This window comes from Thermodesulfovibrio sp. 3462-1 (assembly GCF_040451425.1).
GTDB lineage: Bacteria > Nitrospirota > Thermodesulfovibrionia > Thermodesulfovibrionales > Thermodesulfovibrionaceae > Thermodesulfovibrio > Thermodesulfovibrio obliviosus.
Genome location: NZ_CP144374.1, coordinates 1480127 through 1499882, shown reverse-complemented (window position 1 = coordinate 1499882; position 19756 = coordinate 1480127). Strand labels below are relative to the sequence as shown.

Annotated in this window: 17 protein-coding genes; all 17 read left to right on the top strand. The window is 36.0% G+C overall.

Going from position 1 to position 19756, the window contains the following annotated elements:
* Positions 1-5: 5 nt before the first annotated feature.
* The 17 genes from selA to truD all read left to right on the top strand — a co-directional run bounded on the left by selA (position 6) and on the right by truD (position 19749).
* Entirely contained in the window at positions 6-1376 is a 1371-nt protein-coding gene (gene selA / locus V4D31_RS07735; RefSeq protein ID WP_353685865.1) for an L-seryl-tRNA(Sec) selenium transferase, read from the top strand.
* Between the two features lie 7 nt (positions 1377-1383).
* The gene (locus V4D31_RS07730) at positions 1384-2403 is read left to right on the top strand and encodes a deoxyguanosinetriphosphate triphosphohydrolase (protein ID WP_353685864.1); all 1020 of its coding nucleotides are present in this window, start codon (positions 1384-1386) and stop codon (positions 2401-2403) included.
* A complete protein-coding gene (gene acpS, locus V4D31_RS07725; protein WP_353685863.1) occupies positions 2400-2741 on the top strand; it encodes a holo-ACP synthase in 342 nt (113 codons plus the stop codon). The genes V4D31_RS07730 and acpS overlap by 4 nt, the downstream gene beginning before the upstream one ends.
* Before the next feature lie 139 nt (positions 2742-2880).
* Positions 2881-4068 (top strand): tryptophan synthase subunit beta, encoded by a 1188-nt coding sequence (gene trpB / locus V4D31_RS07720; RefSeq protein WP_353685862.1) that lies wholly within the window; start codon positions 2881-2883, stop codon positions 4066-4068.
* Entirely contained in the window at positions 4065-4853 is a 789-nt protein-coding gene (gene trpA, locus V4D31_RS07715; protein ID WP_353685861.1) for a tryptophan synthase subunit alpha, read from the top strand. The genes trpB and trpA overlap by 4 nt, the downstream gene beginning before the upstream one ends.
* On the top strand, positions 4840-5736 hold the full coding sequence (gene accD / locus V4D31_RS07710; protein WP_353685860.1) for an acetyl-CoA carboxylase, carboxyltransferase subunit beta: 897 nt from the start codon (positions 4840-4842) through the stop codon (positions 5734-5736). Before trpA ends, accD begins: the two co-directional genes overlap by 14 nt.
* Entirely contained in the window at positions 5733-7034 is a 1302-nt protein-coding gene (locus V4D31_RS07705; protein ID WP_353685859.1) for a folylpolyglutamate synthase/dihydrofolate synthase family protein, read from the top strand. The genes accD and V4D31_RS07705 overlap by 4 nt, the downstream gene beginning before the upstream one ends.
* Positions 7031-9142: an LPS assembly protein LptD gene (gene lptD / locus V4D31_RS07700; protein WP_353685858.1), complete on the top strand. Its 2112-nt coding sequence runs from the start codon at positions 7031-7033 to the stop codon at positions 9140-9142. Before V4D31_RS07705 ends, lptD begins: the two co-directional genes overlap by 4 nt.
* The gene (gene truB, locus V4D31_RS07695; RefSeq protein WP_353685857.1) at positions 9120-10013 is read left to right on the top strand and encodes a tRNA pseudouridine(55) synthase TruB; all 894 of its coding nucleotides are present in this window, start codon (positions 9120-9122) and stop codon (positions 10011-10013) included. The genes lptD and truB overlap by 23 nt, the downstream gene beginning before the upstream one ends.
* Positions 10010-11311 carry an adenylosuccinate lyase gene (gene purB / locus V4D31_RS07690; protein WP_353685856.1) on the top strand — a complete coding sequence of 434 codons (1302 nt, stop codon included), beginning with the start codon at positions 10010-10012 and terminating at the stop codon, positions 11309-11311. The genes truB and purB overlap by 4 nt, the downstream gene beginning before the upstream one ends.
* 73 nt (positions 11312-11384) lie before the next feature.
* Positions 11385-13481, top strand: a complete 2097-nt coding sequence (fusA, locus tag V4D31_RS07685) for an elongation factor G (protein ID WP_353685855.1) — start codon at positions 11385-11387, stop codon at positions 13479-13481.
* Between the two features lie 10 nt (positions 13482-13491).
* A complete protein-coding gene (gene argH / locus V4D31_RS07680; protein ID WP_353685854.1) occupies positions 13492-14868 on the top strand; it encodes an argininosuccinate lyase in 1377 nt (458 codons plus the stop codon).
* Between the two features lie 116 nt (positions 14869-14984).
* Complete coding sequence (locus V4D31_RS07675) at positions 14985-15854, top strand: fibronectin type III domain-containing protein (RefSeq protein WP_353685853.1); 870 nt, start codon at positions 14985-14987, stop codon at positions 15852-15854.
* On the top strand, positions 15847-16845 hold the full coding sequence (hypE, locus tag V4D31_RS07670; RefSeq protein ID WP_353685852.1) for a hydrogenase expression/formation protein HypE: 999 nt from the start codon (positions 15847-15849) through the stop codon (positions 16843-16845). The genes V4D31_RS07675 and hypE overlap by 8 nt, the downstream gene beginning before the upstream one ends.
* Positions 16839-17825, top strand: coding sequence for a SurA N-terminal domain-containing protein (locus V4D31_RS07665; RefSeq protein ID WP_353685851.1), 987 nt, complete (start codon positions 16839-16841; stop codon positions 17823-17825). Before hypE ends, V4D31_RS07665 begins: the two co-directional genes overlap by 7 nt.
* Positions 17826-17828: 3 nt before the next feature.
* Positions 17829-18566, top strand: coding sequence for a pseudouridine synthase (locus tag V4D31_RS07660; protein ID WP_353685850.1), 738 nt, complete (start codon positions 17829-17831; stop codon positions 18564-18566).
* Between the two features lie 10 nt (positions 18567-18576).
* Entirely contained in the window at positions 18577-19749 is a 1173-nt protein-coding gene (gene truD, locus V4D31_RS07655; protein WP_353685849.1) for a tRNA pseudouridine(13) synthase TruD, read from the top strand.
* The last annotated feature ends 7 nt before the right edge of the window (positions 19750-19756 follow it).

Below are 19756 nucleotides of genomic sequence, written 5' to 3'. Positions count from 1 at the left end.
CTATTATGGATAAACCCGATATTTTAAGAAAGATCCCGTCAGTTGACAGAATTCTAAAGAATGAAAAAATAAAAGTTCTCTTTAAAGAATATTCTTACTCACTGGTCAGGGAAGCAGTAAGAAAGGTTCTTGATAGTTTGAGAGCTAAGGTTTTAAAAGACAATTTTTTAGAGATTGATGAAGACAGCATAATTGAAGAGATAAAGAATTCTTTAAATAAAAAGTATTCTCTTCAGCCTGTTATAAATGCAACAGGAGTTGTGATTCATACAAATCTTGGAAGAGCAATACTTCCAGAAGAGGCAATAAAACATGTTGTTGAAATTGCGCAAAGTTATTCAAATCTTGAGTATGATTTAGAAAAAGGGCAGAGAGGCAAACGATATGTTCACATAGTTGATGCTGTTAGAAAAATTGTGAATGTAGAATCAGCTGTTGTTGTAAATAATAATGCAGGTGCAGTTTTCCTTTGTCTTAACACACTTGCTAAAGATAAAGAAGTTGTCGTTTCTCGTGGAGAACTCGTTGAAATAGGAGGTTCTTTTAGAATTCCGGATGTTATGGCTCAATCAGGTGCCATCTTAAGGGAAGTGGGAACAACAAATAAAACCAGATTAAGCGATTATGAAAGAGCAATAAATGAAAATACAGCCCTGTTACTGAAAGTGCACAGATCAAATTTTAAGATTATCGGCTTTACCGAAGAAGTTTCAGTAAAAGAACTATGTGAACTTGGAAAACAGAGAGGAATTCCGGTAATGGTTGATCTTGGCAGTGGATGTTTTATTGATTTAAAAAAATACGGCTTTTATGGAGAACCTTCAGTTCAGGAAGTGGTAGATGAAGGAGCTGATATTGTTACTTTCAGTGGAGATAAACTTCTCGGAGGAGCGCAGGCAGGATTTATAATTGGCAAATCTGCGCTTATCGAACGAATATCAAAAAATCCTCTTATGAGGGCATTAAGAGTTGATAAACTTACGCTTGCAGCTGTTGAGGCAACTTTAATGTTTTATCTTGATGAAAAAGAAGCTATTGAAAAAATTCCCACATTGAGAATGATTCTTGAACCACCAGAAAAAATTAAAAGAAGAGCAGCTAAGATATTGAAATTGTTTAAAAAACACGGAATTGAGGCAATGCTCAAAGAAGATGTATCAATGCCAGGTGGAGGCTCACTTCCTGAAAGTGGAGTTAAAACCTATGTTATTGCTATCAGGACAGATAAGCCTGATGAATTCTCAGGAAAATTAAGACAAACTCAGCCTCCAGTTATTGGGAGAATAAAGGAAGATTTTGTTATTTTTGATGCGAGAACCTTACAGGAAAGAGAAATTCCATTGCTTGTGAAAGCTGTAAAACAAATCATGGAATAATGTTTATATGAACCTTAGAAAACAATATGAGGAAATAGAAAAAAGTGTTCTACATCCCAGGGCATGTTTAAGCTGTCAAACAAAGGGAAGGCTGAAGTCTGAACCAGAGGATGATATTAGAACAGCCTTTCAGCGTGACAGAGACAGAATTATTCACAGCAAAGCTTTTCGCAGGCTGAAGCATAAAACTCAGGTTTTCTTTTCTCCTCAGGGTGACCACTATAGAACCAGACTAACTCATGTGCTTGAAGTTTCTCAAATTGCCAGAACAATTGCAAGAGCCTTAAGACTTAATGAAGACCTTACAGAAGCCATTGCACTTGGGCATGATCTGGGACACACTCCTTTTGGACATGCAGGAGAAGCAATCCTCAGAGAACTTCATCCAGGAGGATTTGAACATTATGAGCAGAGTTTGAGAGTAGTTGATGTTCTTGAGAAAAATGGACAAGGACTTAATCTTACATTTGAAGTAAGGGACGGAATACTTAAACATTCAAAAGGTAGGGGAAAGATCTTAAGTGACGAGCCAGTGACTCTTGAAGGTCAGATCGTTAGAGTAGGAGATGTTATTGCCTATCTGAACCATGACATTGATGATGCACTGAGAGCTGGAATTATCAAAAAAAATGATATTCCGCAAAAGTTTTTAAAATTTTTTGGTGATAGACATTCAAAGAGAATTGATAAGATGGTCAGAGATGTTATTTTTACCACTATAAAAGAAGATTATAAAAAAATCTCCATGTCTTATGAAATGGAAGAAATGGTTTCTGAATTTAGAGATTTTCTTTTTGAAAAAGTTTATTACAATGAGCGGGTTATTCAGGAATTTAAAAAAGCAAAGAGAATACTTGAAAGTCTTTATAATTATTACCTTGAAAATCCTCAAGCAATAGATGCTCAGGGTCTTGGAGAAAAGGAACTTCACAGAAAGATATGTGATTTTATTGCAGGAATGACAGACAGATATGCCCTTTATACCTTTGAAAAAATATTTATACCCAAGAGCTGGGCAGTCCAATGATTGAAGGGATTGGTGTTGATATTGTTTCCGTTGAAAGAATAAAAAAAATATACGAAAGATTTGGAAGAAAATTTTTAGATAGAGTTTTTACTGAAGGAGAGATTGCTTACAGCTTTAGTTATTCAAATCCTTTCTGCCATCTTGCAGCTCGTTTTGCTGTAAAAGAAGCAGTGATTAAGGCACTGAAAAAACCTTCAGGTTTAACTTTAAAGCATATTGAAGTAAAAAACAATTCTGATGGTTCACCAGAGGTTAAAATAGAAGGATTGAATAGGAAAATTTTTGTATCCCTCTCTCATGAAAAAAAATACACTGTAGCAATGGTTATTATTATTTAGCTTTAATTCCTCATGGGGCAATGAGTGAAAAAGTTAGACAGGGAAGCGGAAGAAATCCTTTCAAGAAAGGCATTTTAAGAAATTATGTAAGCCTGTTATCAAATGCAAAACTTAAAATCTTCATGCTATAATACTTTTCATGGGTAAAAAAAGAGGATACTTTGGAGAGTATGGAGGCCGCTTCGTCCCTGAAACCTTAATGCCTGCACTTGAAGAGCTTGAGAGAGCTTTTCAAAGGGCAAAAAGAGATAAAAATTTTAATGCTGAATTTGAAGCCTTACTTAAAGACTATGTGGGGCGACCGACACCTCTTTACTTTGCCAAGAGATTAACTGAATATCTTGGTGGAGCAAAGATATATCTAAAAAGAGAAGATCTTGCCCATACAGGTGCTCACAAAATAAACAATGCTCTTGGGCAGGCACTGCTTGCAAGAAGATTAATGAAAAAACAAAGAATTATTGCTGAAACAGGAGCAGGGCAACATGGTGTAGCTACTGCAACAGGTGCTGCACTTGCCGGACTAAGCTGTGACATATACATGGGAACTGAGGATATAAGAAGGCAAAAGCTCAATGTCTTCAGAATGAATCTTCTTGGTGCAAGGGTTATTCCAGTTGATACAGGTTCAAAAACCTTAAAGGATGCCATAAATGAAGCCTTAAGAGACTGGACCACAAATGTGCGGACAACTCATTATGTTTTAGGCACTGTTTTTGGTCCTCATCCTTATCCACTTCTTGTTAGATATTTTCAAAGTGTTATTGGTAGAGAGGCAAAAAGGCAAATAATTCAAAAAGAAGGCAAACTTCCCGATGTTTTAGTTGCCTGTGTTGGAGGTGGAAGTAACTCCATAGGACTTTTCAGTGCTTTCTTGGGGGATAAAGATGTAAAAATGATTGGTGTTGAAGCAGGTGGTAAAGGTATTGATACAGGGCTTCATGCAGCAAGATTTGCAGGAGGAGCAAAGGGAATTTTTCAGGGTTGCCTTAGCTATGTTCTTGAAAATGAAGATGGAAATATTCTTGAAACTCACTCTGTAAGTGCAGGCCTTGATTATGCCTCTGTTGGTCCTGAACATGCCTATCTAAAAGACACAGGCAGGGTAAACTATACATACGCAACAGATGATGAAGCTTTAGAAGCATTTGAGCTTTTAAGCAGACTCGAAGGAATTATTCCTGCTTTGGAGTCTGCCCATGCAGTGGCCTGGGCAGTAAGGATTGCACCTGAGATGCCAAAAGATTCAATAATTATTGTAAACCTCTCTGGAAGAGGAGACAAGGATGTTCAGGAAGTAGCGAGGATAAAAGGAATATCTTTATGAATGGGTTTGCTGTTAGAAAAAAGCTTGAATATATAAAAAAACAAGGCAAAAAAGCATTTATACCCTACATTATGGCAGGAGATCCCAGCCTTGATGAGACTGCAAAGAGGCTAAAGCTTTTAAGTGAGGCTGGTGCTGACCTTATTGAACTTGGTGTGCCTTTTACAGATCCTCTTGCTGACGGACCAACAATACAGAGAGCAGCAGAACGGGCATTAAACTCTGGTGTAACTCTAAGAAAAATAATCAGTTTTCTACACGATTTCAAGGGGAGCATAGATACACCCATAATTTTAATGACCTATCTAAATCCTGTTTTCCGATACGGAATAGAAAAGTTTTTTCAGGATGCAAGCAAAGCCAGTGTGTCAGGAGTAATTTTCCCTGACCTTACAGTGGATGAATCGGAAATTTATAGACATTTTGCTAAAGCATACGGTATTGATACAATTTTCCTCGTAGCACCCACATCAACTCCAGAAAGAGTTAAAAAAGTTGTAAAAGCTTCAACTGGGTTTGTTTACTATGTGTCAATAACAGGCATAACAGGCACTGAACTCAGACTTGACAACACTTTCACTGAGCATATAAATTTCGTTAAAAGTTTTAGAAAACCTGTTTGCGTAGGTTTTGGAGTCAGTGAACCTCAGCAGGCTAAATATGTAGCCCAATTCGCTGATGGAGTAATTGTGGGAAGTGCCATTGTAAAGATTTTTCATGAAGTGCCTGAAAAGGCTTATGATTTTATTAAATCACTCAGAGAGGCAATAAATGGCATGGTTTAAAAGAAAAGAACCAAAAATAGAGAAAAAGGTAAAAATTCCTGAAGGATTGTGGGTAAAATGTGAAAACTGTAAAGAAATAATTTATCGCAAAGAGCTTGAGAACAATTTTAAGGTTTGCCCTAAATGTCAGTATCACTTTAGAATTTCAGCAAAAGAAAGAATTTCCCTTATAACAGACAACGGAACCTTTATAGAATTAGACCCTGAACTTAAAAGTCCTGATCCTCTTGACTTTAAAGATACGATGCCATATAAAGGAAGGCTTATTGAAAATGAAAAAAAGACAGGGCTCAAAGAAGCAGCCATTTATGGTGATGCAAAAATCAATGGAAGAGATGTAGTAATCGCTGTTCTTGATTTTTCCTTCATGGGTGGAAGCATGGGAACAGTTGTTGGAGAAAAAGTAACAAGAGCTGCTGAGAGAGCATTGGAGCGAAGAGTTCCTTTAATTATCGTATCTTCATCTGGTGGAGCAAGAATGCAGGAAGGAATGTTTTCATTGATGCAGATGGCTAAAACAGCACAGGCAATAGGTAAACTTAAAGAAGCAGGCATACTTTATATTTCTGTATTAGCTGATCCCACTTTTGGAGGTGTAACTGCATCTTTTGCTATGCTTGGTGACATAATCATTGCAGAGCCCCGCAGTCTTATAGGCTTTGCAGGACCGAGGGTTATTCAAGAAACAATAAAACAGCAACTTCCCGAAGGATTTCAGAGAGCCGAGTTTTTGCTTGAACACGGAATGGTTGATATTGTTGTAGAAAGAAAGGAATTAAAAAGTACTATTTATAAGCTAATTGAAATTATTATGCCAGCATCAAGCTCCTATAATCTTAATAATTCGTCTAACCTTCCTCAGGACAGTGTTTCTGAAGTATGACAGAGACAAAGAAATATAAAGAATTGATAAACGAACTTTATAGAAAAAGAACAAATGGCATAAAGTTTGGTCTTGAAAGAGTCTTCTCAGTGTTGGAAAAGCTTGGCAATCCCCATCAAAGTTTTAAATCAATTCATATTGCAGGTACAAATGGAAAAGGCTCTGTTTCTAAAATAATTTACACTCTTTTAAGGACGCACGGATTAAATACAGGACTTTTCACTTCTCCGCATCTTACAAGATTTACAGAGAGAATAATTGTTAATGATAGAGAAATTTCTGAAGATGAAGTTGTAAGATTAATTGAAAAAATTAAACCTTTTGCAGAGGAGCTTACTTTTTTTGAATATGTTACTATAATGGCTTTTCTTTACTTTAAAGAAAAAAACATTGAATACGCAGTCCTTGAGACAGGTATGGGAGGAAGGCTTGATGCTACAAATGTGGTAACACCTGTTATTTCTGTAATTACCAGTATTGGACTTGATCATCAGGATTTTCTCGGAGCTGATATAAGCTCTATTGCAAGAGAAAAGGCAGGGATTATAAAAAAAGGAGTTCCTGTTGTTACATCAAAGCAAAATCCTTATGCAGAACAAGAGATTTATAAAAAAGCCAGTGAACTCGGCTGTTCAGTCTTTACATATGGGAAAGAGTTTTCAGCTGAGCTTAAATCAATTGATTTAGATGGAATTAGCTTTGTTTTTCAGGCTTCAGGCTTCAAGATTCAGCCTTTAGCCTTATTTTTACCTCTTACAGGACATCATCAACTTGAAAATGCCTCTGTAGGATTAAAAGCTTTTATGAGCGTATATCCTCAATGGAATGAAAATTTTATTAAAGAAGGACTTAAAAATGTCAGATTACAGGGAAGACTTGAAGTTGTATCAAAGCAACCTCTTATAATCTTTGACATAGCCCATAATCCACCTGCTGCGGAGGCTTTAGTAAAATCACTAAAAGCTCTTACAGATGAAAGACCTGTGATAGTTTTTGGGATGATGCGAGATAAAGATGTATCAGGATTTATTGATTGTTTTAAAACTTATGCTCATAAAATAATCTTTACAGTGCCTCACTATGAAAGAGCTATCACATATGAAGAATTAAATCAAAATTGTACTTCAATGATTGATTTCTTTGTGCCTAACCCGACAGAAGCTTTTAAAAAGGGGCTTTCCATATGTAAAAATAACCATAAGTTCCTTCTTTGCACAGGCTCAACTTATTTAATAGGTGAACTGAAAGAGTATCTTGGTGAGAAAACATTGCATAGAAGACTTGGAGAGCTTACATGAAATATAACACAGGCAGATTCAAAAGCTGGTTAATAATGAGTTTATTGATCGCTTTAACCATTTTTTTAAATGTTTCTGCTTTATTCGCTATGGAGATAATCTCTGACACACTGGAACGATTTGAAAAAGACAAAAAAATCATTGCAATCGGCGATGTTTATATGAGTGATGGAACTTTTGATCTTAAAGCTCAGAAAGTAATTTATTATGAAAACACTGCTGATATAGAAGCCTATGGAGACCTTTATTATGATGACGATGAAATTACTACCTGGGCAGAGGAAGGAAAATTTAACAGAGACAAAAAAACAGGTTTTTTAAAAAATGCCCTTCTTCACATAAAAAAACAGGATATGTGGATAAAAGCTAAAGAAATTGAAAGATTAAGTGAAATAAAATATAAGGCTAAAAAAGCCACATTCTCCACATGTGAACCAGAGCCAGACAGTGCTCAACCATGGTGTTTTACAGGAGAGTTTGTTGACCTTATAGTTGATGATTCATTAACATCAAAAATCACAACTTTTAAAGTAAAAGATGTGCCCATTCTTTTTACTCCAGTGTTTTGGGGACCAGGAGGAAAAACTAAAAAGTCAGGTTTTTTACCATTAAAATTCGGAAACTCAAATACTCGTGGATTTCGTTTCAGTCCTGCTTATTATCTTGTAATTGACAGCAATAAAGATGCAACATTTTATATTGACTATTTTTCAAAAATCGGGGTTGGCAAGGCAATTGAATACAGATACCTTGACTTTGACACAAAAGGAATGTGGTATGCCTATCAGATTAAAGATAGAAAACTTAACAAAGATTATATTGAATTAAGAGGAATTCATCTTCAAAGATTTAAAAACTTTGACTTGCTTGTAGATTTAAACTATGTTAATAAAAATGACTTTTACAGGGAATACGGGGATGTTCGTTCAGCTTCCAATACATTTCTTTTTAAAGAATACGGCAAAGACCTTTCAGCAAGATATGATAGATTTTTACAGTCCTCTGTAGAGCTTTCTGTTCCTGGAGTTCAATCAAGATTTTATTTACTTGGACAGGGATGGAAGGATCTAAAAGAGGGAAACACAAGTCCTCCAGTAAAAACAGAGCTTGGATATGTGGTCTATCCATACAGGCTTGGACAATTTAATGTAAATTTTAACACCAATGTGGCTGAGTTTTATAAAGAAGATGGACTTAAAGGACAGAGATTTGAGATAGCTCCTCAAATAAGTCATACAATGGGAGATGCTATTAAATTAACGCAAACGCTCGGATTAAATGAAATCTTTTACAATCTTGAAAAAACCTCTCCCTATGAGAATACTTCTCACAGGGAAATGATTCAGTATAATGCAAAAGTCTTTATGAAAATTTACAAAACACAGCAAAGTTTTACTCATCTCATTGAACCTTTTGTAGAAGGAATTTTTATTGGAGTCAATGGTAAGCCGCCAATTTTAAAGAGTTCTGAGATAATTGATGATACAGCACTTTTAAGGGCTGGAGTTTATAATAAATTAAACCTGAAAAGCTTTAATGCTGAGGCAAGAATTACGCAGGTATATGACTTTAGGGCAAAAAATGAATGGGATAAACTTTATCCTGTTCTTCTGGAAGGAAGAATCTCATTTTGGAAAATAAGTCTTGGATTTGATACATATCAGAATATATCGAAAAAAAGAATTGAAAGATTTAACAGTGATATAAGCTTTTCTCCGGATGAAACAACATCTCTATCATTAAGTGAGCGATATACAAGAAATGAAGCACTTTCTCCTGCCTATTTGTGGTCTCCTACATTAAGGGATCAGTACAATGTTCAGGAAAAAGAGGGAAAAATAAAAACCTATGCAATGACAGTAGTGAAAAAACTGTCAGAAAAATGGTCATTTACAGCAAATGTAAACTATGATGCTAAAGGAGCTGGATTAAGAGATAGTTCATTAAATATAAGATATGCTGAGTCTTGCTGGGCAGCGAATATTTCAATAACAAGAAGACCTGTGGAAATACAGGGAAGAAAAACCTCTGAATTCAGCTTCCTTATAATTTTTGAATTAAAGGGAATAGGTCCAATAAGGATTTATGAACGCAGTGGTAGTTCTTAATAAATCAAAGGGATTTACAAGTCAGGATGCTGTTACAAAAGTAAAAAAGATTTTAAAAGCTAAAAAAGCAGGACATGCTGGTGCACTTGATCCAATGGCAACGGGAGTTTTGCTTGTATGTCTTAATGAGGCAACTAAAATAGCGCCGCTTCTTATGGAACTTGAAAAGGAATATATTTTTAAAGCAAGATTCGGGATTTCAACGGATACTCATGATGCTGAAGGAAAAGTTATAAAAGAGGTTGATAATTTTGAACTTAATAGAACAGAATTAGAAAAAATAATTCGAAAATACAAAGGTGAAATAATGCAGACTCCGCCAATGTATTCAGCAGTTAAAGTGGAAGGACAGCCTCTTCATAAACTTGCAAGGAAAGGAATTGAGATAGAAAGAAAACCAAAAAAGGTTTTCATCCACTCATTTAATATTGAAGAATTTGCTCTTCCATTTGTCACATTCAGGGTGGTATGCAGCAAAGGCACATATGTCAGGGCTCTGTGTCATGACATCGGTGAACAACTGGGAATGGGTGCTCACATAGTAGAACTTGAGAGAACAAGGGTGGGACAGTTTAAGATTGAAAATTCAACTGATATTGATGGATTGAAAGCCCTATATGAAAAAGGGTTAGATAGTTCAGTTTCATCCATATTAAATATTGACAGGGCTTTATATTTTATCCCATCTGTGACAGTAGATGATAGGCTGGTTAAAAGATTTATTAATGGCAACTCTATAAAAATTCTCTCAGGCATTGTTCCTGCAGGATGGGTAAAGGTTAAGGATAAAACAGGGAAAATACTTGGAATAGGCTTTGGTAATGGCGTAATCATAAAACCAGAAAGAATTATATGGGAGGAGGATTTATGATACAAAGATACACAAGACAACAAATGGGTGAAATCTGGAGTCCTGAAAACAAATTCAGAAAATGGCTTGAAGTTGAGATTGCTGTTTGCGAGGCATGGGCAGAGCTTGGAAAAATTCCCAAAGATGCTTTAAAGGAAATAAAAGAGAAAGCTGACTTTGACCTCAAAAGAATTGATGAAATTGAAGCAACTGTCAAACACGATGTAATAGCTTTTTTAACTGCTGTAGCTGAAAAGGTTGGACCAGTATCACGTTACATTCACATGGGGCTTACATCATCTGATGTTGTTGATACTGCACTGGCTTTGCAGATGAGGCAGGCAGCAGAACTAATAATGAACGATCTGGAGAAAATCAAAGAGCTTTTCCGTGAAAAAGCATTTCAATACAAAGACACAATATGCATGGGGCGCAGTCATGGAGTTCATGCTGAGCCAACTTCTTTTGGATTGAGATTTGCTCTGTGGTATGAAGAGGCAAAAAGAAACATTGACAGGCTTGTCTCAGCAATTGATAGAATCTCTGTGGGTAAAATCTCAGGTGCTGTTGGAACATTTTCAAATATTCCACCACAAATTGAAGAAATTGCGCTAAGAAAACTTGGGCTTAAACCAGAGCCTGTGGCAACTCAGGTAGTCCAGAGGGACAGACATGCTGAATTTTTAAGTGTTCTTGCATTGATTGCTGCAATGATTGAAAAGGTTGCTGTTGAGATAAGACACCTTCAGAGAACAGAGGTGCTGGAGGCAGAAGAACCCTTTACTGCTGGACAGAAAGGCTCATCAGCAATGCCACATAAAAGAAATCCAGTGGGTTGTGAAAATCTTAGCGGGCTTGCAAGGCTGGTTCGTTCAAATGCCTTCGCAAGCTTTGAAAATATTGCTTTATGGCATGACAGAGATATATCTCATTCTTCAGTGGAAAGAGTTATAATCCCTGACAACTGCATTTTGGTTGATTATATGCTAAACAGACTTTATGAAATAATTAAAGATTTGCGAGTTTATCCTGAAAGAATGCTTAAAAATATTGAACTAAGTTTTGGACTTTATAATTCTCAGCGTGTTCTTCTTGCATTGATTGAAAAAGGACTTACAAGGGAGGAAGCATACAGAATTGTTCAATCAAATGCCATGCAGAGCTGGAAAGACAGCAAGCCTTTCATGGATCTTTTGCTTAATGATAGTGAGGTGAGAAAATATCTCACTGAAGGTGAAATAAAGAGCATTTTTGAGCTAAACTATTACACAAGAAATATAGAATTTATTTACAAAAGAGTTTTTGGAGATGAAGATTAAAACTAAAGGTAAGTAAGATGGGAAATTAATTTTAGCCGAAGGAAAATTTAAAAAATAAAAAAGGAGGCGGAGTATGAGCAGAGATATCAGTAAAATTAGAAATATTGCAATCGTTGCCCATGCAGGTGCAGGTAACACAAAGCTTGCGGAGCAAATCCTTTTTAAAACAGGGCAGATTGACAGGGTTACAACTGGAGAGACAACAGGCAAGGTAATTGATTATGAACCAGAAGAGCTTGCAAGAAACATGACATTAAGCTCCAAAGCTGTGTATTGCGACTACAAAGATTATAGGATCAACATAATAGACACTCCAGGTTTTGTAAACTTTCTTGAAGATACAAAAGGAGTTCTTAGAGTTGTTGATGGTGCTGTAGTTATTGTAAGTGCAATTTCAGGAGTAAAAGCTGAAACTGAGAGAATCTGGAAATACTGCGATGAGTATGACCTTCCAAGAGTTGTTTTTGTAAACAAACTTGACAAAGAAAATGCTTCCTTTGATAGAGCTGTTGCTGAGATTGAAAAAGTCTTCGGACAGGAAGCAATACCTCTGACACTTCCAATTGGTGAAGGTCCAGGATTAAACGGATTTGTTGATCTGATTTCATTAAAAGCCTACATTTATGAAGGAAACTCACTAAAGGAGGCATCCATTCCAGAGTATCTTTCCTCAACTGTTGAAGAATATAGAAAAAAGTTTGTAGAAAAGATTGCAGAGCTTGATGACAGCCTTCTTGAAAAATATCTTGAAGGTGGTGAGCTTACTGAAGAAGAGTTAAGGAAGGGATTGCATGATGCATCTTTAGCAAGAAGATTCATCCCTGTACTGGCAGGTTCAGCACTTGTTGGAGTTGGCATAGAAGCATTACTTGACAGCATCATACTTGCTCTACCTGACCCAAAGGAAAGAGCAAATATATATCCTATAAAAGGTATCAATCCAAAGGATGGAAGTGAAGTCATAAGACAGCCCTCTGAAACTGAACCACTTGCTGCCTATGTTTTCAAAACCACGATTGACCCCTTTGCTGGAAAAATTTCCTACATAAGAGTTTTTTCTGGTTTGCTCAAGGCTGACTCAACGGTGCTTAATCCAAATACAGGGACAAAGGAAAGAATTGGTCAGATTTATTATATTCTCGGGAAATCTCAAATACCCTGTCAGAAAGCAGGTCCTGGAGAGATTGTGGCAACAGTTAAACTTAAGGATACACTTACAGGGCATACTCTATGCGATGAAAACAATCCAGTTCAGCTACCTGAAGTTAGATTTGCTGAACCAATCATATCTTATGCAATTGCACCAAAAACTCGTGGAGATGAGGAAAAAGTTAGTGCAGGACTTCATAAGCTTCTTGAAGAAGACCCGACACTGAGATTTTCCAGAGATGAAGAATCAAAGGACATGATTCTCAGTGGAATGGGACAGGTTCACATTGAAGTAGCTCTTGAGAAATTAAAAAGAAAATTTGGAGTTGAAGTTAATCTTATGGCACCAAAGGTTCCCTATAGAGAGACAATAAAAGCCTCTGCAAAAGCACAGGGTAAGTATAAGAAGCAGTCAGGTGGCCGTGGGCAGTATGGAGACTGCTGGATTCAGATTGAACCACTGGAAAGAGGCAAAGGCTATGAGTTTGTTGACAAAATCGTTGGTGGAGTAATTCCCCAGCAGTATCGTCCTGCAGTTGAGAAGGGAATTATTGAAACAATGAAAGAGGGAATTCTTGCCTATTATCCAATCATTGACATAAAAGTAACCCTTTATGATGGTTCCTATCATCCTGTGGATTCATCAGAAATGGCATTTAAAATTGCTGGAGCCCTTGCTCTAAAAAAAGCTTTTATGGAGGCAAAGCCTGTACTTCTTGAGCCAATTATGAAAGCTGAAATTATTGTTCCTGATGAAACTCTTGGCACAATAATTGGAGATCTCAATGCCCGAAGAGGAAAGGTTCAGGGGGTTGAACCTCAGGCAGGAGGAAATCAAAAAATAATTGCTCTTGTTCCAATGGCAGAGATGCTTACATACGCCAATCAGCTTCACAGCATGACATCTGGAAGAGGAATTTATTCAATGGAGTTTTCTCATTATGAAGAAGTTCCTTCTCATATTGCACAGAAAATAATTGCTGAGAGGCAGAAAGAGCGTCAAGCAAAGGCAGAGGAGTAAGGATAAATAAATGAAAAAGCCGTGGGGTGGAAGGTTTAAGGAAGGGACAGCAAAGACTCTTGAAGAGTTTTCCCAGTCCATCTCTTTTGACCATAAACTTTGGAGAGAGGACATTGATGGAAGCATTGCTCATGCAAAGATGCTCCATAAACAGGGTATTATTAATGCCTTTGAGCTTGAGCAGATACTTCGGGGACTTAAAGAGATTGCTAAAGAAATTGAGCAGGGTAAATTTCAATTCAAAGAGGAGTTTGAAGATGTTCATATGAACATTGAAAGAGCTCTTATTGAAAAGATTGGCTCTGCAGGTGCAAAGCTTCATACCGCACGGTCAAGGAATGATCAGGTAGCAACAGACCTGAGACTCTATCTCAGGAAAAAAGTTTCTAAACTTATTGAACAACTCACAGAAATTGAGAAAACCTTCATATCCATTGCTGAAAAACATATAGATACAATTATGCCTGGCTACACCCATCTTCAGAAGGCTCAGCCAGTGCTTCTTGCTCATCATCTTCTCGCCTATGCATGGATGTTTGAAAGAGACCGTGAAAGACTTAAAGAAGCATTAAAAAGAATAAATAAGTGTCCCCTTGGTGCCTGTGCAATAGCTGGTAGCAGCCTTCCAATTGATAGGGAATTCACTGCAAGAGAGCTTGAATTTGAAGGAGTTATTCCAAACAGCATTGATGCTGTCTCAGATAGAGATTTTGTCCTTGATGTTTTATACTGTGGAGCAATGGTCATGATGCATTTAAGCAGGTTTGCTGAAGAGCTAATACTTTGGGCAACGGATGAGTTCAAATTCATAGAGCTTCCCGATAGATTCTCAACTGGTTCAAGCATGATGCCTCAGAAGAAAAATCCAGACCCCGCAGAATTAATTAGAGGTAAAACAGGCAGAGTTTATGGAAATCTGCTTTCTCTTTTTACAACAATGAAAGGACTTCCACTTACATACAACAGAGACATGCAGGAAGACAAAGAACCTGTTTTTGATACAGTTGAAACAGTGAGCATGAGCCTTAAAATAGTTAATGAGATGCTTCCTGAGATAAAGTTCATTAAAGATAAGATGAAAGAGGCTTCAGAGAAAGGCTTTACCACTGCTACAGACCTTGCAGAGTATCTTGTAAAAAAGGGGGTTCCCTTCAGAAATGCTCATGAAATAACAGGAAAAATTGTGCTTTACTGCATTGAAGAGGGAAAGAACCTCACAGACTTAAGTATGGAGGAATTTAAAAAGTTTTCCAGCAAAATTGACAGAGATGTTTACGAAATACTGACTTCGGAAGGTTCAATTGAGGCAAAAATCTCCTACGGAAGCAGTTCAAAAAAGAGTGTAAAGGAGCAGATAAAGCTGTTGAAAAAGAGATTGAGGGAATGAAGAGGGGTATCGAGGGAATGACAAAAAAGAGATCATCCCAGGCGAAGCGAGGGATCTCATCCTTTTTAGTAATTTTTATATCATTGATTTTTCTCCTCACAGGTTGTGGAAGAAAGATGGACCCTACACTTGAGGATTATCTTCAGCCAGAGCCTGCAACTGGGTTAAATTTAACAGCCTATTATGATAAAATTGTGATTTCATGGAGCTATCCAGAAAAAAATAAAGCAAAATTGAGCAGTTTTCTCCTGGAAAGAGAAAGTGTTGGAGGAATAAAAACCTTGGGATTTTTTAGCCCTGAGACAGCTTCATTGGAAGACAAAGATTTTATTTTCGGGCAGAGATACAAATATAGAATTTTTGCCATAAATAAAAAAGGGATTTATAGTAAACCTATAGAAAGTCAGATAACTCTGAAAAAACTACCAGAAATTAAAGGGTTAAAATATAAAATTACAGAACAAGGAGTGTTACTTTCATGGGATTCAAATGATTCAGTTATGTACAACATTTATAGGATACAGAGCGGTCAGATACAAAAAATAGGCTCTACAGAAAAAAACTATTTCTTGATTGAAGAGAGATTTAAAGATGATCTTACATCTCAATTTTTAACTTATCTGGTTACTCCTTATGTATCTGAACCCAATGTTTACATTGAAGGAAAAGGAAGCGAAGTAAAAGTTCCTTTGAAAGATTTCCTTCCATCAAAACCTCAAGAGGTTTTTTGGACAATCAATGAAAATGGTGTTTATATTTCTTGGAAAGAAGTTCCTGAAAAATGGATTAAGGGATACAAGGTTTATCGTAAAACAGCTACTGATTCAGACTTTATCCTGATTGGTGAGACTATGATTCCATTGTTTTTTGATGTGCAGTATAATATTAATAATTTGAAATCACCTGTTTTTTATAGAATTTCTTCAGCAGGTCCTTTTAAGGAAAGCGAACCTATTGAAATAAAAGTGGAGGTGCCAAATGGATAGAATTCTTCTTGGACATGGAAGTGGTGGAAAGCTTATGCATGAGCTTATAAAAAAATATATTGCTCCTGTATTTGAGCTACATTCTTTAATGGATTCTGCTATAGTCTCCATTAATCACTCAGGAAAACTGGCAATAACAACTGACTCCTACACAGTCTCTCCCATATTTTTCCCTGGTGGAGACATTGGAGACCTTGCAATTAATGGAACAGTAAATGACCTTGCTGTTGTTGGTGCTATTCCTCTTTATCTTACTGTTGGTTTTATTCTTGAAGAAGGCTTCCCAATATCGGATTTTGAAAGAGTTTTAAATAGCATCTCAAATGCAGCCAAAAAAGCAGGGGTAAAAATAGTTGCAGGAGATACAAAGGTAGTTGACAAAGGAAAGGGTGATGGAATTTTTATAAACACCTCAGGCATTGGCATAGTTCCAGAAGGAATTGAGCTTTCACCTTTTAAAATAGAAGTTGGAGATAAAGTCATAATAAGTGGCTCTATTGGAAATCACGGAATTGCTGTGATGACTGAAAGGAACGGCTTTGTTTTTGATCCTCCTGTGCTAAGCGACTCAAGGGCTTTAAATGGATTAATATCAGAAATTTTAAAAGAATTTGCTCCCTATATTAAAGTAATGCGTGATCCAACCCGTGGCGGAGTGGCAACAACACTTAAAGAATTGGCTCTTGAATCAAGTAAAGACATCTTAATTTATGAAAATATGATTCCCCTTCATGATACTGTTAAAGGAGCCTGTGAACTATTAGGGCTTGACCCTCTCTATGTGGCAAATGAAGGAATTTTTATAGCTATTGTGAAATCCAGTGTGGCTGATAAAATAATTGAATTAATGAAATCTCACTCTTTCGGAGAGGAATCTGCTATAATTGGAGAGGTGACTGGTGAGAGTGGTAAAGTCTTACTTAAAACATCCATTGGAGGCACAAGAATAGTTGATATGCTTCCGGGAGAGCAATTACCAAGAATATGTTAAATTTAAGGGTTAAGGAGGAGTTAAAATTGCTCAAATTTTTTGTTTTTTTTATTTTATCACTGATTTTCTTAATTGAATCAGGCTGGGCAGAGGAAAATAAATTTTTTGTTGACAAAATAGTAGCTGTGGTTAATAAAGAAGTTATTACATGGAGTGAACTTTACAAATTTATGGAGTTCAATGCAAAGGATGATTTTAAAGCATTAAATCCCGATGAAAAATTCAAATACTTCAAAGCTCATGAGGAAGAATTCCTTGAAAAACTTATTGATACAAAACTTCAGATTGAGGAAGCAGAAAGATATGGAATTTTTGTTAGTGATAGTGAGATAGAGGGAGCAATAAATGATATAAAGAAAAAATACAATCTCACTGATGAAGGTTTCATAGAAACCCTTAAAAAGGAAGGTATGACCCTTAATGATTACAAAAAGATGCTTAAGGAACAGATAATAATTGGGCGAGCATTGAACTCTCTTGTAAGGAGCAAAATCGTTGTTACTGATGCTGAGATAAATGGATACATCAAAGCTCATCCTGAATTAAGTTGTGTTGATGATGGATACTATGTTAGTCAGATAGTTATCAAAAAAAGAGAAAATACAGAGGAATTGAAGGCAAAAATCAATGAAATTTTTAAAAGACTTATTCAGGGAGAATCTTTTAGCAAAGTTGCCTCTCAGCTGAGTGAGGATGTATCAGCCAAATTAGGAGGAGCAATCGGTCTTTTGAAAAAAAATGAAATTGCCCCAGAACTTTCGAACCTTTTTTCAAAAATGAGCGTAGGGCAGATAAGCGAACCAATGATGACAGAGCATGGAGTTTTTATTTTTAAGCTTGATGGAGTCTGTTTCAGCAAAGGCTCGCAAGAGCTTGTAAATTATGTAAGAAATCTTTTAGAAGATGAAAAATTCAAAAAGGAATATAAGCTCTGGATAAGAGGACTTCGTCAGAGAGCTTATATTGAAATTATGGATTAGTCTATGATGCAGCGATTGCAAAAAATTCTTTCTGACTTTGGAATTGCCTCCAGAAGAAAAGCAGAAGAATTAATTAAAGAAGGAAGAGTTACTGTAAATGGTCAGATTGCTCAACTTGGACAGAAGGCAGATCCTGAAAAAGACTACATAAAGGTTGATGGAAAACTTCTCATAAGACCTGAGCCAAAAGTTTATTATGCCTTTTACAAGCCGAGAAAAGTAATAACTTCACTAATTGATCCACAGGGAAGACTAACAATAAAAAATTTTTTAAAAGGTATTAAATTCAAGGTTTATCCAGTTGGAAGGCTTGACTATGACTCTGAAGGTTTACTAATTCTTACCAATGATGGAGAGCTTGCATATCGTGTAATGCATCCAAGTTCAGAGATTGAAAAAACCTATCTGGTAAAAGTTGATGGAATAATTGAACCTGAAACAATTGAAAAACTGAGAAAAGGTATAAAAATTGAGGGAAAACTTGCAATTCCTGTGAGTGTCAATTTTATCAAAAAACTTAAGGCAAACTCCTGGATTAAAATCACACTTCATGAAGGAAGAAAAAGACAGATTCGTAAAATGCTTGAAAGAGTAGGACATCCTGTGATAAGACTTATAAGAATTTCCATTGACGGTATTAAATTAGGAGAACTTAAACCAGGTGAGTACCGGGCATTGACAAAAGAGGAAATAGAGGAATTAAAAAAGAAAGCTGGGTTAATCAAAAAGGCTCAAAAATAAAATTCAAAAAATGACGTATAAAATTAAAGTAAAACCTGAAGACTTCATTGTAAAAGAGATAAGTTCAATACCATTGAAAGAAGAAGGTCCATACAATGTTTTTATTTTAAAGAAGATAGGATGGAATACCTTTGATCTATTAAAAAAAATTGCACGAAAGTTGAAAATTCCCCTGGACAACATCTCCTATGGTGGTAAAAAAGACAGACACGGCATTACAGAACAGTTTATAACAATAAAGAATCTGCCTCGTAAAATTGATTTAAAAGAAGACCATTTTGAACTCAAACATGTTGGATTTTCAGACCAACCAATGACTCCACTGCTGATTGATTACAATGTGTTTAAACTAACTGTAAGAGCAATATCAGAAAAAATGATTGATCTTATCATCCCACGCATAGAAAAAGTTAAAACACAAGGATTTATAAACTACTTTGATGATCAGCGTTTTGGAAGCTATGATCCAGATCAGGGATTTATTGCTGAAAAAATCGTTAAAGGTCACTACAATGGTGCACTCAAAATTTATCTTACTCACATATATCCTGAAGATAAAAAATTAGCAAAGGAAAGAAAAAGAAAGATTTTTGAAAACTGGGGAAATTGGAGTATCTGCCTGAGCTTAGCAAAAACAAAGTTTGAAAAATTTACATTCACATATCTTAAAGAGCATCCAAAGGATTATATTTTGCCCTTGCAAAAAATTCCAAAAGAAGAAATGTCAATGTTTTTTGCTGCCTATCAAAGCTTTATCTGGAATGAAACAGTAAGAAGACTTATAAAAAGGTTATTACCTCCGGAGAATCTCCTTTATCATAAAGGAATCGCGGGAGAATACATATTTTTTGATGAAATTGATGACAAAAATTTCGAATATTTTAAGAACCTGGAAATTCCTTTAGCTTCTTCAAAAACAGAAATATCAGATACTGTTGTTAAAGAAATATACAATGAGATACTTTCAGAAAGGCAGATAAGACCTGCACAGTTTAATCTTAAAAAAATAAGGCAGTCATTTTTTAAATCAGTTCTCAGAGTAGTTCTTGTTATTCCGAAGATACAGTATAAAATTGAAGATGATGAAGTTTACCAAGGTAAAAAGAAACTCATTCTCGGATTTATTCTTCCAAGAGGCTCCTATGCCACAATGGTTATTAAAAGAATTTTTGCGAAGAAATAGGAGGGGG

Excerpts from the sequence above, each read along its gene's own strand:
- selA (WP_353685865.1), top strand. The coding sequence starts at position 6 with ATGGATAAACCCGATATTTTAAGAAAGATCCCGTCAGTTGACAGAATT.
- acpS (WP_353685863.1), top strand. The coding sequence starts at position 2,400 with ATGATTGAAGGGATTGGTGTTGATATTGTTTCCGTTGAAAGAATAAAA.
- argH (WP_353685854.1), top strand. The coding sequence starts at position 13,492 with ATGAAAAAGCCGTGGGGTGGAAGGTTTAAGGAAGGGACAGCAAAGACT.
- trpA (WP_353685861.1), top strand. The coding sequence starts at position 4,065 with ATGAATGGGTTTGCTGTTAGAAAAAAGCTTGAATATATAAAAAAACAA.
- V4D31_RS07705 (WP_353685859.1), top strand. The coding sequence starts at position 5,733 with ATGACAGAGACAAAGAAATATAAAGAATTGATAAACGAACTTTATAGA.
- V4D31_RS07660 (WP_353685850.1), top strand. The coding sequence starts at position 17,829 with ATGATGCAGCGATTGCAAAAAATTCTTTCTGACTTTGGAATTGCCTCC.
- V4D31_RS07665 (WP_353685851.1), top strand. The coding sequence starts at position 16,839 with ATGTTAAATTTAAGGGTTAAGGAGGAGTTAAAATTGCTCAAATTTTTT.
- fusA (WP_353685855.1), top strand. The coding sequence starts at position 11,385 with ATGAGCAGAGATATCAGTAAAATTAGAAATATTGCAATCGTTGCCCAT.
- accD (WP_353685860.1), top strand. The coding sequence starts at position 4,840 with ATGGCATGGTTTAAAAGAAAAGAACCAAAAATAGAGAAAAAGGTAAAA.
- hypE (WP_353685852.1), top strand. The coding sequence starts at position 15,847 with ATGGATAGAATTCTTCTTGGACATGGAAGTGGTGGAAAGCTTATGCAT.
- V4D31_RS07730 (WP_353685864.1), top strand. The coding sequence starts at position 1,384 with ATGAACCTTAGAAAACAATATGAGGAAATAGAAAAAAGTGTTCTACAT.
- truD (WP_353685849.1), top strand. The coding sequence starts at position 18,577 with ATGACGTATAAAATTAAAGTAAAACCTGAAGACTTCATTGTAAAAGAG.
- truB (WP_353685857.1), top strand. The coding sequence starts at position 9,120 with ATGAACGCAGTGGTAGTTCTTAATAAATCAAAGGGATTTACAAGTCAG.
- purB (WP_353685856.1), top strand. The coding sequence starts at position 10,010 with ATGATACAAAGATACACAAGACAACAAATGGGTGAAATCTGGAGTCCT.
- trpB (WP_353685862.1), top strand. The coding sequence starts at position 2,881 with ATGGGTAAAAAAAGAGGATACTTTGGAGAGTATGGAGGCCGCTTCGTC.
- lptD (WP_353685858.1), top strand. The coding sequence starts at position 7,031 with ATGAAATATAACACAGGCAGATTCAAAAGCTGGTTAATAATGAGTTTA.
- V4D31_RS07675 (WP_353685853.1), top strand. The coding sequence starts at position 14,985 with ATGGACCCTACACTTGAGGATTATCTTCAGCCAGAGCCTGCAACTGGG.